Consider the following 14,853-nt stretch of genomic DNA (forward strand, 5'->3'; position numbering starts at 1 on the left):
GGCCGGCTATTCGCCTTCGGCCCCTTCCTCAGGCACCAGCTCGGGGATCGCCAGCACGACCAGCAGGCCCTTGTGGTCGGGCAGGTTCTCCAGCCGGATCGTGCCGCCGCTGAGCGCCATGGCCTTGGCGGCGATCGAGAGGCCAAGGCCGCTGCCGCTGGTGCTGCCTTCGCCGCGCTCGAAACGATGCATCAGCCGTTCGCGGTCGGCCTCGGGCACGCCGGGGCCGCGATCGGCAATGCCAATGGTCAGACGGTCGAGGTTGCGGGTCACGGCGATGTCGATCCGCCCGCCTTCGCGGGCATGTTTGGCGGCATTGTCGATCACGGCGGCGACGGCGATCTGGAGCGCTGCCGGATCGCAGCGCCAGCGCACGATGCGGTCTGGCGCGACGGTGAACTCCATTGCATCGGGCGGCAGTTCGATCAGCTTTTCGGCGACGACTTCGGCGATCAGCTGGTGCACGTCCACCGAGCGGCTGGAAACGACCGTCGAATCGAGCCGCGCCAGCGTGAGCAGCCCGTCGATCAGGTGATTGGCGCGGTCTACCGTGGCGATCAGGCGCGTCGTCTCCTCGGTGGTGGCGAGCGGGGCGGTGCGGCGCAGCAGTTGCGCCTGCGCGCGGATCGCGGCGAGCGGCGTGCGTAACTCGTGGGCCACATCGTCGGTAAAGGCCTGCTCGCGCTCGTAGGCCTTGTCCAGCCGCACGAACAGCTTGTTGAGCGCGACGATCAGTGTGCCAAGATCGCGCGACCATTCGCGCGGGCGCAGCGGTTGCAGATCGGCCAGCGAACGCGCGCCCAGCGTCGTGGCAAGGCGCTGCACTTCGTACAGGCTGCGGCGCAGCGTCCACCACAGGACGACCATGCTGGCCGCGATCAGGGCGATCAGCGGAATGGCCAGTTCGCGCAGGACGCGTGAGGGGGAAATCTCGCGGATTTCCTGCCGTTCCGCCACGACGATCAGCAGGCGGGGATCGTGCCCGACAAGGCCGTAGCTGCGCCAGTGATCCCCTACCGCCTTGAAATTATGAAGGCCGGGGCGGCGGGGGACTTTGGCAATGGGCGCACCCCAGCCGGACTGGGCGACCGGCTGATCCTCCCAGAACACCGCGAACATGCACCAGTCGTAGGAGGCGTGGAACGCCTGGCGCTCGGAGGGCGACAGCAGCGGGTCGCCGCCGCCTTGCAGGCCGCGGCCGTTGGCGACGATCTCGCCCGCCACATCGTCCTGCATCAGCATATAGAGCAGGCGCGAGGCGTTGACGAGCTGCGCATCCGAAGCGCGACCGATCTCGTGATCGGCGACGACATAGAGGATCGCGCCCATGCCAAGGCCGGTCAGCGCCAGCAGGATCAGTACGCGGCGATAGAGCCGGATGGTGAGCGAGGAGCGCAGCTTCATGTCTGGCTGCCGCCCACCATGTAGCCAAGCCCGCGCGCGGTGCGGATGAAATCGCGCCCGAACTTGCGGCGCAGCGCCGAGATCGCGACTTCGACGGTGTTCGATTCGACCCAGTGGTCCTGATCGTACAGCTCGCCTTCGAGGTCCGCTTTCGAGACGAAGCGGCGGGCGCGGCGCATCAGCAGGGCCAGCACCCGGTATTCCTTGGCAGTGATCGCCACCGGCTCGCCCGCCAGCAGCGCGACGTGTCCGGTAAAGTCGAGCGTGACATCGCCCACACTCAGGCTGTCGGCCTGTCGCCGGTCGGTACGGCGCAGCTGCGAACGGATGCGCGCGGCCAGTTCCTCCAGATCGACAGGCTTCACCACATAGTCGTCGGCGCCCGCATCGAGTCCGGCGACGCGATGCTGCGTGCGGTCGAAGGCGGTGATGATGATCACCGGCACGGCATTGCCTTCGCCGCGCAGGGTCTTGAGCACATCGATTCCCGACAGACGTGGAAGGCCGATGTCCAGCAACAGCACGTCGTAGGGATTGACGCTGGCCGCCTCCAGCACATCGTCGCCGCGCGTAAAAAGATCCACGACGTACCCGTCCAGCTCCAGTGCGCGTTTCATGGCGCTGCCGAGGTCGGGATCGTCTTCGGCTACGAGCAGGCGGGGCAGGGCACGGACTCCGATGGGAAAGGTCTGCGATTATCGCGGGTTGTGCCGGGTATGCCAGCTTCGCGGGGGATCGCCAATCCCCCGCCCCAATCACCGGATGACGCGCCGCGCGCGAATGAGGGTAAGCGGGAAAAGTTGCATCTGAAACTGTCTTTTTTGTGTCATCAGCTTCGCATCAGCTTGGCGGCGTAGAGCGCCTCAACGGCCCCGGTGAAGGGCCGCGCGCCAATGCCTGCGAAAGTCGCCGGGCCAGCGCCAGTAACGGCATAAAAGAACATGACAGTACAGCAGTCGCCCAGCGAGATCGCCCTTCGCACGCCGCTCGATACCGGCCTCACCTTCACGCCCGCCCGCGCCGAGACGGGCCTTGCCCCGTGCGTCGCGCTGATCGGCTGCGACGGTTCCGGCAAGTCCACGCTGGCGCGCGATCTGGTGACACTGCTCGATCGCCGTGCGCCGACGCGCTCGGTCTACCTCGGGCTGGGGACGGGCGACCTTGGTCGCCGCATCGGGGAGATGCCGGTGATCGGCGCATTTGCCGAACGGTTCCTGACCGGCAAGGCGAAGAAGGCGCACGACAATCCCGAAAAGCGCCTGCCCGGCCTTGGCACGGCGATGGCGATGTTCGGCCTCTCGCTGGTGCGCCGCCGCCGTTTCCAGCAGGCGCTGGCCCTGCGCCGGCAGGGTGTGACCGTCATTACCGACCGCTATCCGCAGGCCGAAGTCCCCGGCAGCTTCGACGGGCCGGGCCTGTCGTGGCTGCGTCGCGGCACCCCCGCAGTGGAGCGCCTCGCCCAGCGCGAGCGCCAGCTCTATCGCGACATGGCCGCTTATCGCCCGAGCGTGGTGATCCGCCTGAATGTCGATGTCGATACCGCCATCGCTCGCAAGGCCGATCACGAGCGCGCGCTTCTGGAAAAGAAGATCGCGGTGGTCCCCACGCTGCGCTTTGCAGGCGCGCAGATCGTCGATGTCGATGCCACGCGGCCTTATGGCGAAGTGCTGGAATCGGTGCTCGCGGTGCTGCGCCGCCACGGCATCGAGGCCTGAGCGTACACAACCTGACGACAGGTATGGCATCGGCAGGTGACGGCTGCGCCGGTTTGCGATAACGGGCGCAGCATGAAGGCAACTCCTCTTCCGCCGCTGATCGCGGTCGTCGGGTGCGATGGCTCCGGCAAGTCCACCGTGACCGAGGTTCTGCGCGACTGGCTGGCCGAAACCCGCCCCGCGCAGATCTGTCACCTTGGCAAGCAGTCCGGCAATATCGGGCGCCAGATCGCGCGCCTGCCGATGTTCGGACGAAAGCTGGACAAGTCGATCCATTCGCGCGCGCAGAAGGCGCAGACGGACAAGGGGCCGGGGCTGGCGACGGCGTTGGTGATCTATGGCTTCTCGATGCGCCGGGTGCGCCGCTTCGCGCGGATGATGCGCCTGCGCCGCGCGGGCAACACGATCATCGCGGACCGGTTTCCGCAGCTCAAGGTGCCGGGGCCGATGGACGGCCTGGGCCTTGCCGGGGCGTCCGACAGCGGTCCGGTCGGCGTGCTCAAGCGCATGGAATATCGCCGTTATGCGGCGATGGTGGCGAACCGGCCCGATCTGGTGATCCGCCTCAACGTTTCGCTGGAGGTGGCTCTGGCGCGCAAGCCCGATCATCGCCCGTCCTCGCTGGCCCGCAAGGTGGCCGACGTGCCGCGCCTGACGTTCGAGGGCGCGCCGATCGTCGACATCAGCGCCGATCAGCCGCTGGAGCAGGTGCTCGCACAGGCCAAGGCGGCGATCACCGCGAAGCTCATCGAACTCGGGAGCCCGGCTGCGTGAGCAGAAGCCTCAATCCCAAGCACTGGTTTTCCGATGGCGTGTTCCGCGCCATCGTGCGCAATGCCTCCTACCTCGGCTCGGGCAAGCTCATGGGCGCGCTGCTGGGGCTGATCGCGCTGGCCTGCGCGGGGCGCGGGCTGACCCCGGCGCTGTTCGGTACGCTGGTGATCGTCCACAGCTATGCCAATGGCGTGGGTGCGCTGGTGAAGTTCCAGACCTGGCAGTTCATCGTGCGCTACGGCACCCCGGCCTTCGGGCGCGGCGCCATCGACGAATTGAAGGACGTTACCGGTTTCGCCTTCGGGCTGGACCTTGCCAGCGGGCTGATCGGCATGGCGGGCGGCATGATCCTGCTGCCGTTCCTGGGCGAGTGGCTGAGCATTCCCGCCGCCGACATGAACCTGGCGCTGTTCTACTGCACCCTGATCCCGACGATGACGGCGGCGACGCCCACCGGCATCCTGCGCGTGCTCGACCGGTTCGACCAGATCGCGCTGCAGCAGCTTGTTACCCCGATCCTGCGCGCCGTCGGCGGCCTGATCTCGTATTTCGGGCATCTGGGTTTCCCCGGCTTCGTCCTCACCTGGTATGTCGGCGACCTTGCCGGAGACCTGTGCCTGTGGGCGATGTCGGTGGTCGAACTGCGCCGCCGGGGCATCCGCGGCGCGCTGCGTCCCGGCCTGATGGGGCCGGGCAAGCGCATCGCGGGCGCCTGGGACTTCGTGTGGACCACCAACTTCGCGCATTCGATCTGGGCCGCATGGGGGCCGGTCAGCAACCTGATCGTCGGCGCGCTGCTGGGGCCTGCTAGCGCGGGCCTGTTCAAGATCGCCGCGACCTTCTTCGATTCGGCGAGCAAGCCTGCCGATCTGCTGTCGCGCAGCTTCTATCCCGAGATCATGCGCCTCGATCCCTCCAGCCGCCACCCCTGGCAGCTGGCGATCCGCAGCGCGCTGATGTCCGGCGCAATGGGCTTCGTGATCCTGCTGGTGGTGATCCTGGGCGGTGAGCCGGTGATCGCGGCGGTATTCGGCAAGCGTTATCTTGCCGCCTACGACCTGCTCCAGCTGATGACCGCCTCGCTGATCGTGACGATGGCGAGCTTCCCGCTCGAATCGCTGCTCTACATGGCCGGGCGCCAGCGCGCGGCGCTGTTCGCGCAAGGTGCGGCGGCGGCAGGCTATGCGGTGCTGCTGTTCGTGCTGATCCACCTGTTCGGCGTGACCGGGGCGGGGCTTGCCTATGTCGGCGGGGTCATGCTCAACGCGCTGTTCATGCTGATCCCGACCTGGGATGCCTACCGCAAGCGGGCGAGCCTCAGCCATGAGCCGGTGCAGGAAGCGCCTGCATGACCGCGCGCGCCTATCCGCCGCAGGTGATGGCGGCGATGTTCGAGGCGGTGGAGATGAACGACGTGGTCGATCCCGTCGTCAGCCTTCCCGATCCGCTTCCCATCGCCTGCACCGAGGCGGATATCCGGGGCTGCTTCGCGCTGTGCCGCCAGTTCTGGGAAGAGGGCGCACCGCGCGCCGAGATCGCGCAACTGCTCGGCACGCTGATGGCCAGCGGCGATCTGCCGCGCGAATCGCGGGTGCGCTACAAGCATATCCGCGCCAGCTACAAGCAGTTGCGCTTCGCCTCTGTGCTCTATGGCAAGCGGCACAAGGCGCCGCTGCTGTTTCGCTGGACGGTGGCCTTGATGGGGCACTTGCAGGATGCCTTCCGCAATGGGCGGCGCATGACGGTGCTGGGCCATGTTCTGCTGCTGCGCCTGCTGGTGACATGGCCGGTCTGGGCGCTCGTGCGGCGCGAGATCGACCGGATAGAGCTGGACGATGCTGCCGGGTTCCTCGCCTTCCGCCGCGCCGAGTTCGCTAAACTTCGCCGCTGGACCGAAGGCGGGCATCCCACCGGCCACGTCTTTCACATGATGCGCAAGGTGGTGAGCCGGCAGGTCTCGTTCTACGATTCCTGGCGCACCATCGCGCCGGACGAGGATCGCTATCGCATGTCGCGCTTTCTGAGTGCGATCAACGGCTTGATGGGCAGTCTTCATGACGATCTGGTGGAGCAGACCTGCAAGGGCCTGCGCGACTACCACCGCGACGACGTGGCCTTGCCCGAGGATATCGACCAGCGGCTGCGCACGCTCGTAACCGCGCTGCCAGCCTAAGTAACAGGGGCTTAGAGCGCCTCCAGCCACTCCGCGATCATCGCGCGGCCTGCCTCGACAGCGCCGGGGCCGTGTTTGGCGTAAGCGTTGCGCAGGCAGCAGGCGGTCTGCCCGGTCTTGGCGAAATCGTCCGGCCAGGCATCGACCCAGGTGTCGAAGCGCGGGTCGAGGCCCATCTCGGCATGGAACTGCAAGGCCAGCAGATGTTCACCGCGCCGGAAGGCCTGATGCGCGTAAAGGTCGCTGCTCGCCAGATGCTCGACGTTCGGGGGCGGGGTGAAAGTGTCGCCATGCCAGTGCAGCACCGGCACGTTGCGCAAGTGACGCAGCGGACCGCTCGCCCCGGCATCGGACAGCGCGACGGGGTGAAAGCCCACTTCCTTGGCCGGGCCGCGATAGACCTCGGCGCCCAGCGCCGCCGCCACGATCTGTGCGCCGAAGCACACGCCCAGCGTCGCGCGGCCGCTTTCGATGCGGGCGCTGACCTGCCGGATCTGCGGGGCGATCCACGCGTGATGGTCCTGCTCGTAGACGCTCATCGGCGCGCCCATCATGATCAGCAGGTCGGGCGCGGACAGGTCCATCGCGGCGAAGGCCGGATCGGTCACGTCCACGCGATCGAGCACATAGCCTGCCGCCTCGATCGGCGCGCGGTAGCCGGCGATGCCCTCGTGCGGGACATGGCGGACGACCAGCGCAGACTTCATCGGCAAACTCCGGCGGGTAGGGTGTTTAACTCTATCACATGAGTTGAGATATTGCAGGCTTGCCGGTATGTCCACCCTGCTTCTATCGGAGCGGATTGCCTTTTTGGCCGGGTGGTTGGGGATTTTCGACGAATGACGCGTGCACAACTGGTCCTTGCCTCGCTGGTGGCAGGCGTGATCGCGGGCGTGGCCTTGCGCTGGAGCGATGTGCCCGCGCTGGTGAGCGTGGCCCGCACGCTGCTGCCGCTGGGGCAGATGTGGGTCCATGCGCTGCAGATGACGTTGATCCCGCTGGTCTTCGCGATGATCGTCCACGGCGTCGCCAGCGCGGTGCAGCAGGGACGCGGCGGGCGGCTGATCGGACTGACACTGGTCGTCTTCCTGGTCGCGATGGCGGTCGCTGCCGCCATCGGCACGGTGATGACCGAGGCGGCGCTACACATCTGGCCGCTGCCCTCGCACGCGCTCGACAGCCTGCTGGCGGGGCAGAAGCCCGATGCGGTGCCCTCGCTTGCCGACCAGTTGCTGGCCATCGTCCCGATCAACCCGGTGGCGGCCGCTGCCGGAGGGCAGATCTTCCCGCTGGTGGTGTTCGGCCTCGCTTTCGGCGCCGCCATCGCCACGCTCTCGCGTGAGGCGGACGGCGGCGAGCCGGTGGTGATGCGCGTGCTCTCGCAGATCGCCCAGGCGATGATGAAGATCGTCGACTGGGTGCTGATGGCCGCGCCGCTCGGCATTTTCCTGCTGGCGATCGGGCTGGGGCTGGACTCCGGCTTCGGCGTCGCGCGGGTGCTCGGCGTGTTCATCGCGCTGTGCTTTGCGACAACGATCGTGATGACGGCGCTGTGCTATGTCGTGGTGCGGGTGGCGGGCCTTGGCAGCCTGAAGCGCTTCGCCAGCGCCATCGCGCCTGCACAGGCACTGGCGGCGGGCAGTTCCTCGTCGATGGCGGCGACGCCTGCGATGATCGAGGCGGCGGTCGACCGGCTCGGCATTTCGGAGGACGTCGCGGGGCTGGTGATCCCGCTGGCGGTCTCGATCTTCCGCCTCGGCACCGCAGCGCACGCCGTCGCCGCTGTGCTTGTCGCCGCGCATGCCGTGGGGATCGAGCCGGGGCCGCTGCAACTGGTGCTGGCAGGCGTCGCGGTGGTGCTGGGCACGATCTCGGGCGCAGGGCTTCCCGGCGCGGCGGTGATCTATGCGATCTATGGCCCCGGCATCCAGTTCCTGGGCGCGCCGATGGCGATCCTGCCGCTCTACGTGGCGGTGATCGCGCTGCCCGATCCGATCATCACCTTGTGCAGTGTGACCGGAGACCTCACCGCCGCCGCACTGGTGGACCGGCTAATCCGGGGCAGGGCGGCGGAGGGATGATCCTTCGGGAGCCGTTCTATGCCGCGTGGAAAAATGCGGATAGTATGTTAGCACCCCTTAGCGGACATATCCTCTCTCCTCTTCAGGGGAGAGATACGAAGGCTTGGCAGCTTGCTGCCTAGCCGTAGTTGAGAGGGGCTTATGCCGGGTATTCCCCTCTCCCAACCCTCTCCCCTGAAGGGGAGAGGGCTTATGCCGCTCCCCACTCTTCTTCGCCATTCAGTGTGCGGCAAATTCGTCCACGCCACCGTTCAAGCGCCTTTCGGAAGGTTGCGACCCGATAAGGCTGCGTTCTCGGGCGAGGCATCGGCGTCGCTCCATCCGTTCCTGACGACAACCCGCGAGGGGCGCGCGGATGGAGCGAGCACCGATGCCTGTTTCCGGTAAACGGGGCGCGGCTTTCCACCGTCACCCCGTTTCCTGAGGTCAGGCGGTGAGGTCCATCACCACGCGGCCTTCGATCTGGCCCTTGTGCATGCGATCGAAGATCGTGTTGATGTCCTCGATCTTGGCGGTTTCGATGGTGGCCTTGACCTTGCCGTCGGCGGCAAAGTCGAGCGATTCCTGAAGGTCGTTGCGGGTGCCGACGATCGAGCCGCGCACGGTGATGCCGTTCAGGACCATGCCGAAGATGTTGAGCGGGAAGTCGCCCGGCGGCAGGCCGTTAAGCGCCACGGTGCCGCCGCGTGCCACCACGTTCACCGCCTGCGCGAAGGCCTTTTCGCTCACCGCCGTCACCAGCACGCCGTTGACGCCGCCGCCGGTCTCCTTCTTGATGACCGTTTCGGGATCCTCGTGCAGTGCGTTGACGGTGATCGTCGCGCCCAGTTTCTTCGCCAGTTCCAGCTTCTTGTCGTCGATATCGATGGCCGCGACGTTGAGGCCCATCGCCTTGGCATATTGCACCGCCATGTGGCCGAGGCCGCCGATGCCGCTGATCGCCACATAGTCACCCGGCTTGGTGTCGGTCATCTTCAGGCCCTTGTAGACCGTGACGCCCGCGCAGAGCACCGGGGCGATCTCGTTGAAGCCGATGTTGTCGGGCAGGTGGCCGACATAGTTGGGATCGGCGATCACGTAGTCTGCAAAGCCGCCGTTCACCGAGTAGCCGGTGTTGAGCTGTTCGACGCACAGGGTTTCCCAGCCGCCCATGCAGTGTACGCAGTGGCCGCAGGCCGAATAGAGCCACGGCACGCCCACGCGATCGCCCTCCTTGACGTGCTTCACGCCCGCGCCGACCTGGCTGACGAAGCCCACGCCTTCGTGGCCGGGAATGAACGGGGGATTGGGCTTGACCGGCCAGTCGCCCTCGGCGGCGTGAAGGTCGGTGTGGCACACGCCCGAGGCCTGGATGGCCACCTGGATCTGGCCGGGGCCGACTTCGGGAACGGGAACCTCGTCAATGGTGAGCGGCTTGCCGAACTCGCGGACGACGGCAGCTTTCATTGTCTTGGCCATTTCATCTCTCTCCTTGTTGCGTGCCTCTGGCGGGGCAGCGTGGGGAGGAGGTTAGGCGCTCTGGCAAACGAGGGAATAGGACCGGGAGGGCGATGGCCCCCAAGCTGTCCCGGTGGTGAGACAGCTTGAGGGCGATGTATTCGGCAGGCCGCGCGCTCTTCCTCAGTGCAGCTTCAGGCGCGGGCGCACGATGCGGTTGACGTGGCCGACCACGATCAGCGCGGAGCCCTTGATCCAGCCGTGGATCGCCAGAAGATGCATGCGATAGAGCGAGGCATAGACGAAGCGCGCGATGCGCCCCTCCACCGCCATCGCCCCGCCGACGAGCGAGCCCATCAGGTTGCCGACCGTCGAATAGCGGCTGAGCGAGACGAGCGAGCCCTTGTCGCGATAGACGAAGTCCACCGGCTGGCGGCTGGACATCAGACGGGCGAGGTTCTCGTAGACGGTTGCCGCCATCTGGTGCGCGGCCTGTGCGCGCGGGGGCACCGGACGCTCGTTGCCGGGCAGGATGCACAAGGCGCAGTCGCCCATCGCGAAGACCCGGTCGTCCACCGTGCTCTGCAACGTGGGACGCACCACGATCTGGCCGCCGCGCGCGGTTTCCAGCTCGCCCAGCTGGCCCGCGATCGGCGCGGCCTTCACACCCGCCGCCCAGACTTCCAGGTCGGACGCGATCTGTTCGCCATTGGCCAGCACCATGGCATCGCGCGTTACCTCGGTGACGGCGGTGCCGGTGAGGATACGCACGCCCAGCTTTTCGAGTTCGGCGTGGGCATCGGCGGCGAGGCGTTCGGGCAGGGCAGGCAAGATGCGCGGGCCTGCCTCGATCAGCGTGACCTGCAGGCGGCTGGCATCGAAGACTTCGAGGCCGTAATAGGCCAGCGCCTCGGCGGCGTTGAACAGTTCGGCGGACAGTTCCACCCCGGTTGCGCCCGCGCCGACGATGGAGATGCGCACGTGTGCGTCGGCACCCGGATCGTCGGTCAGCGCGCGCGAGACGCGCAGGCAATGGTCGAGCAGCTTGTCGCGGAAGCGGTCGGCCTGTTTGCGGCTGTCGAGGAAGATGCAGTTCTCTTGCACGCCCGGTGTGCCGAAATCGTTGGTGACGGAGCCATAGGCGAGCACGAGGTAGTCATAGCGGATGCGGTGGCGGGCAATGATCTCGCGCCCGTCCTCGTCGATCAGCGGGGCGATCACGATCTCGCGCGCGGCGCTGTCCACGCCTTCGAGCGTACCGTTGAAGAAGCGATAGCCGAAGCGGTGGCAGTGGGCGCGGTAGCCCACCTCGTCGATATTGGCATCGAGCGCGCCGGTGGCGACTTCGTGCAGCAGCGGCTTCCAGATATGGGTGCGGTTGCGCTCGACAAGGATGATGTCGTGATGCTTGCGGCCAAAGCGCTTGCCCAGTTTCGCGGCCAGTTCCAGCCCGGCTGCACCACCGCCGACGATCACGATCTGGGTTTTGCGGGGGCGGTATCGTCGGCCATCGGCAAGCTCATCGGCTAGAGGGCAGTTACCGGCGCCACGCGAACGCCGGGCACAAGGGGCTCTAGCTCAATGCTTTGCAGATCGTAACGTTCCGGATCGTCCATCCGCGTGCAAACTGTCTCTTCGCAGTTGCAGCATTCGCGGGTGGCGATGCGGGAACCTTCAGCGCTGCGCCTGTTGCAGCAGTCGGCGGGCGCGCTCTACCACCGGGCGGTCCACCATCGCGCCGTCGAGCGCGACGGCGCTGCCGCCTGCCGCCGCATCCGCCGCGACGATCCGGCGCGCGCGGTCCAGTTCGGCTTCGGACGGCGCGAGCGCTGCGGCGACCGGGGCCAGCTGTGCGGGGTGGATGCACATCTTGGCAGTGAAGCCCAGCGCGCGGGCGACGCGCATCGCGGCTTCGTTCAGGGGAACATTGCGGAAGTCGGGCGTCACGCTGTCGACCGGGGCCGCGATCCCGGCGGCGCGGCTGGCAATGGCCAGACGCAGGCGCAGCGGGTCGAAGGCGCGATCCGTGGCGTTCGCGTCGCCCGAGGGCAGGTCGAGGTCGAGCGCAAGGTCGATGGTGCCGATGGCAAGCCGCACCACGCCGGGCACGCGGGCGAGCGCTTCGGGATCGGCAGCGCCCGCGGCGCTCTCGACCAACGCCAGCACCGGCACACGCGCGGCAAGCTCCACCAGCGCCGGGTCGTCGGCGCGGGCCTTGGGCATCATCACGCCGGTGAGGTTCGGATGCCCTGCGAGCACGGCGTCGGCGGCGAACCATGGCGTGTCCGAGGCATTGAGGCGCACCATCGCGCGGCCGCCCGCATCGAGCCAGCTGCGCACGGCTTCGCGTGCGGCGTCCTTTTCGGCGGGCGGCACTGCGTCTTCGAGATCGAGGATCGCAAGGTCGGCGCCGCTGCCCCCCGCCTTGTCGAAGCGGTCGGCGCGGTTGCCGGGCACGAACAGGAAGTGGCGCGCGGCGCTGATCGTCTCGATGACCTGTGCGGTGTCCGACATGCCGGGATTATGCATGGGCCTGTCAGACATGGGCAAGGCCGATCTCGGCAAGGATCGCGGCGGTGTGTTCGCCGGGCGCGGGATCGGGTCCATGCGGGCATCGCTCTGGCCGGGGGGAAGCAGCGCGGGCACGGGGCCTGCTTCGGTCATCACCTCGCGCCAGCGGTTGCGCGCCTCCAGCTGGCGGTGCGACCACAGTCCGGCCATGTCGTTGACGTGGGCATTGGCGATCTGCGCCTTGTCGAGCGCGGCCAGAACGTCCTCGGCGGCCATGGCGCCCAGCACTTCCCCGATGATCGCGCCCAGCTCCGCACGGTTGGCAGAGCGGGCCGAGTTGGGGGAAAAGCGTGGATCGGTCGCAAGGTCCGGCTGGCCGAGGACATGTGCGCAGAACGAGGCCCATTCGCGCTCGTTCTGGATGCCGAACATCACTTCGCCATCGGCGGCGGGGAAGGGGCCGTAAGGGTAGATCGTCGCGTGGTAGGCGCCGTTGCGCGGCGGCTGCGCGGCGCCTTCGAAGGCGTAGTACAGCGGGAAGCCCATCCACTCGGCCATCGCCTCCAGCATCGAGACGTCGATGTGGCGGCCCTTGCCGGTGCGCCCGCGCTCGATCAGCGCGGCGAGGATGTTGGTGTAGGCGTACATGCCCGCCGCGATATCGGCGATCGAGCAGCCCGCCTTCACCACCTCGTCAGGCGTGCCGGTCACCGAGAGGAAGCCCGATTCGGCCTGGATCAGCAGGTCGTAGGCCTTGCGGTCGCGGTCCGGGCCGTCCTGCCCGTAGCCCGAGATGTCGCAGACGATCAGGCCCGGATGGGTGTCCTTCAGGCTGGCGAAGTCGAAGCCCATGCGGCCCGAGGCACCGGGGGCAAGGTTCTGCACCAGCACATCGGCCTTGGCGACCAGACGGCGCAGCGCTTCGAGGCCGCCTTCCGACTTCAGATCCAGCGCGACGCTTTCCTTCGAGCGGTTGGTCCACACGAAGTGCGAGGCCATGCCGTTGACGCGCTCGTCATAGGCGCGGGCGAAGTCACCGGCGCCGGGGCGCTCCACCTTGATGACGCGGGCGCCGAGATCGGCCAGCTGGCGCGTCGCGAAAGGCGCGGCGATGGCGTGTTCGAGGCTGACAACAGTGATGCCTTCGAGCGGGCGCATGATCGGGTCGGTCTCCGTGGGATAAGGAACGGGCAGGTCAGGAATACAAAGCGCGCCGCCGCCCCGTGGTGAGTGCTGCCGGGAGGAGAGAGGCTGCACACGGGACGGCGGCGTGTTCCATCACTTGTGGAACATGTAGGTCTTGGTGTTGGTGAATTCGGCGAGGCCCTCGGCGCCGTTCTCCACGCCCATGCCCGACTGCTTGTGGCCGCCGAAGGGAATGTCGATGCCGTGGATGTGGATCTCGTTGACCCACACGGTGCCGGTTTCGAGGCGGCGGGCCACGGCGATGGCGGCATCGCGATCGCGGCCCCAGACCGAGCCTGCCAGGCCGAACGGGCTGGCGTTGGCCTTGGCGATCACTTCTTCCACGTCGTCGAAGGCGACGATCGGCAGGATCGGGCCGAACGGCTCTTCCTGCACGATGCGGCTGTTCTCGGGCGGATTGTCGACCACGGTGATCGGCACGAAGTTGCCCGCAAGGCTCTCGTCGATGGTCCCGCCCAGCGGCACCTTGTAGCCGTTCGCCTTCACGTCGGCGAACAGGTCACGCAGCTTGTCGTACTGCATGCGGTTCTGGATGGGGCCAAGATCGGTACTCTCGTTCATGCCGTTGCCCACGGTCTTGTCCTTGGCGAAGGCGACGAAGGCCTCGACGAACTGCGCGTGGATCGAGCGGTGAACGTAGATGCGCTTGGAGGCGATGCACCACTGGCCCGAATTGCCGAAGGCGGCCCAGAACAGCGTCGGCACGATGGTTTCCCAGTCGGCATCGGCCAGCACGATGGCGGCATCGTTGCCGCCCAGTTCCAGCGTGATGCGCTTGAGGTTGGTCGAGCCCGAGGCCATCACCTTCTTGCCGGTGGCGGTGGAGCCGGTGAAGCTGATCTTGGCGATGTCCGGGTGCTCGGTCATCTGCTGGCCCAGTTCGTTGCCGCCCGAGACGATGTTGAGCACGCCTGCGGGGAACACCTGTTGCGCGATCTCGCCGAAGCGCAGCGTGCACAGCGGGGTGTAGGGCGAGGGCTTCATCACCATGGTGTTGCCGGTGACGAGGCAGGGCGCGACCTTCCACAGGCCCAGCAGCACCGGGAAGTTCCACGGGGTGATCGCACCGACGACGCCGAGCGGGGTGTGATCGACCTCCACCACATGGTCGGGCGTGTCTTCGAGGATCTCGCGCTCAAGGCGGCGCTTGGCGACTTCGCGGACCCAGAAGATCGCGGCCTCGACTTCGCCCTTGGCCATCGAGTGGCGCGGCTTTCCCTGTTCGAGTGTCAGCAGCGTGATCAGCTCGTCCTTGTGGGCTTCGAGCGCATCGGCATAGGCCTCGATCATCGCCCCGCGCTCGTCCCAGCTGAGCGCGGCCCAGGCGGGGAAGGCGGCCTTGGCGGCGGCGATGGCCTCTTCCAGCTGCTCGGGCGAGCCTTCGGGCGCCTGCGCGAAGACTTCGTTGGTGGCCGGGTTCAGCACGTCGAACGTGCGGTTCGCCTCGATCAGCTTGCCGGCGATCGAGAGCTTGTAGGGAGCGGCGAAGTCCACGCTGACGGGCTTCGCAAGGGTGGTCTGGTCAGTCATGACTGTATCCTTCAAGTCGAAT

General features: G+C 67.2%; 12 protein-coding genes. 5 read left to right on the plus strand and 7 right to left on the minus strand.

Annotated elements, in window-relative coordinates:
- Positions 1 to 6: 6 nt before the first annotated feature.
- Complete coding sequence (locus CI805_RS07195; RefSeq protein ID WP_260927571.1) at positions 7 to 1,404, minus strand: sensor histidine kinase; 1,398 nt, start codon at positions 1,402 to 1,404, stop codon at positions 7 to 9.
- On the minus strand, positions 1,401 to 2,021 hold the full coding sequence (locus tag CI805_RS07200; RefSeq protein ID WP_260927573.1) for a response regulator transcription factor: 621 nt from the start codon (positions 2,019 to 2,021) through the stop codon (positions 1,401 to 1,403). The genes CI805_RS07195 and CI805_RS07200 overlap by 4 nt, the downstream gene beginning before the upstream one ends.
- Before the next feature lie 324 nt (positions 2,022 to 2,345).
- Here CI805_RS07200 and CI805_RS07205 point away from each other — a divergent pair, with 324 nt between their 5' ends.
- The 4 genes from CI805_RS07205 (at position 2,346) to CI805_RS07220 (ending at position 6,066) form a co-directional block, all read left to right on the plus strand.
- A complete protein-coding gene (locus CI805_RS07205) occupies positions 2,346 to 3,119 on the plus strand; it encodes a hypothetical protein (RefSeq protein WP_260927575.1) in 774 nt (257 codons plus the stop codon).
- A 72-nt stretch (positions 3,120 to 3,191) separates the two neighbouring features.
- Positions 3,192 to 3,893 carry a nucleoside triphosphate hydrolase gene (locus tag CI805_RS07210; RefSeq protein WP_260927577.1) on the plus strand — a complete coding sequence of 234 codons (702 nt, stop codon included), beginning with the start codon at positions 3,192 to 3,194 and terminating at the stop codon, positions 3,891 to 3,893.
- Positions 3,890 to 5,245, plus strand: a complete 1,356-nt coding sequence (locus CI805_RS07215; protein ID WP_260927578.1) for a lipopolysaccharide biosynthesis protein — start codon at positions 3,890 to 3,892, stop codon at positions 5,243 to 5,245. Before CI805_RS07210 ends, CI805_RS07215 begins: the two co-directional genes overlap by 4 nt.
- Positions 5,242 to 6,066 (plus strand): hypothetical protein, encoded by an 825-nt coding sequence (locus tag CI805_RS07220; RefSeq protein WP_260927579.1) that lies wholly within the window; start codon positions 5,242 to 5,244, stop codon positions 6,064 to 6,066. Before CI805_RS07215 ends, CI805_RS07220 begins: the two co-directional genes overlap by 4 nt.
- Positions 6,067 to 6,077: 11 nt before the next feature.
- Here CI805_RS07220 and CI805_RS07225 read toward each other — a convergent pair whose 3' ends face one another.
- Complete coding sequence (locus CI805_RS07225; protein ID WP_260927580.1) at positions 6,078 to 6,773, minus strand: glutamine amidotransferase; 696 nt, start codon at positions 6,771 to 6,773, stop codon at positions 6,078 to 6,080.
- Positions 6,774 to 6,905: 132 nt separating this feature from the next.
- On the opposite strand from CI805_RS07225, the gene CI805_RS07230 reads away from it, so the two are divergent.
- A complete protein-coding gene (locus tag CI805_RS07230; protein ID WP_260927582.1) occupies positions 6,906 to 8,147 on the plus strand; it encodes a dicarboxylate/amino acid:cation symporter in 1,242 nt (413 codons plus the stop codon).
- Between the two features lie 426 nt (positions 8,148 to 8,573).
- Here CI805_RS07230 and adhP read toward each other — a convergent pair whose 3' ends face one another.
- The 4 genes from adhP to CI805_RS07250 all read right to left on the minus strand — a co-directional run bounded on the left by adhP (position 8,574) and on the right by CI805_RS07250 (position 14,831).
- Positions 8,574 to 9,605 (minus strand): alcohol dehydrogenase AdhP, encoded by a 1,032-nt coding sequence (gene adhP / locus CI805_RS07235; RefSeq protein WP_260927583.1) that lies wholly within the window; start codon positions 9,603 to 9,605, stop codon positions 8,574 to 8,576.
- A 162-nt stretch (positions 9,606 to 9,767) separates the two neighbouring features.
- A complete protein-coding gene (locus CI805_RS07240) occupies positions 9,768 to 11,060 on the minus strand; it encodes an NAD(P)/FAD-dependent oxidoreductase (RefSeq protein ID WP_313958538.1) in 1,293 nt (430 codons plus the stop codon).
- Between the two features lie 198 nt (positions 11,061 to 11,258).
- Positions 11,259 to 13,253, minus strand: coding sequence for an aldolase/citrate lyase family protein (locus tag CI805_RS07245; RefSeq protein ID WP_260927584.1), 1,995 nt, complete (start codon positions 13,251 to 13,253; stop codon positions 11,259 to 11,261).
- A 120-nt stretch (positions 13,254 to 13,373) separates the two neighbouring features.
- Positions 13,374 to 14,831 carry an aldehyde dehydrogenase family protein gene (locus tag CI805_RS07250; RefSeq protein WP_260927585.1) on the minus strand — a complete coding sequence of 486 codons (1,458 nt, stop codon included), beginning with the start codon at positions 14,829 to 14,831 and terminating at the stop codon, positions 13,374 to 13,376.
- Between the last annotated feature and the right edge of the window lie 22 nt (positions 14,832 to 14,853).

The organism is Novosphingobium sp. 9, assembly GCF_025340265.1.
Lineage (GTDB): Bacteria > Pseudomonadota > Alphaproteobacteria > Sphingomonadales > Sphingomonadaceae > Novosphingobium.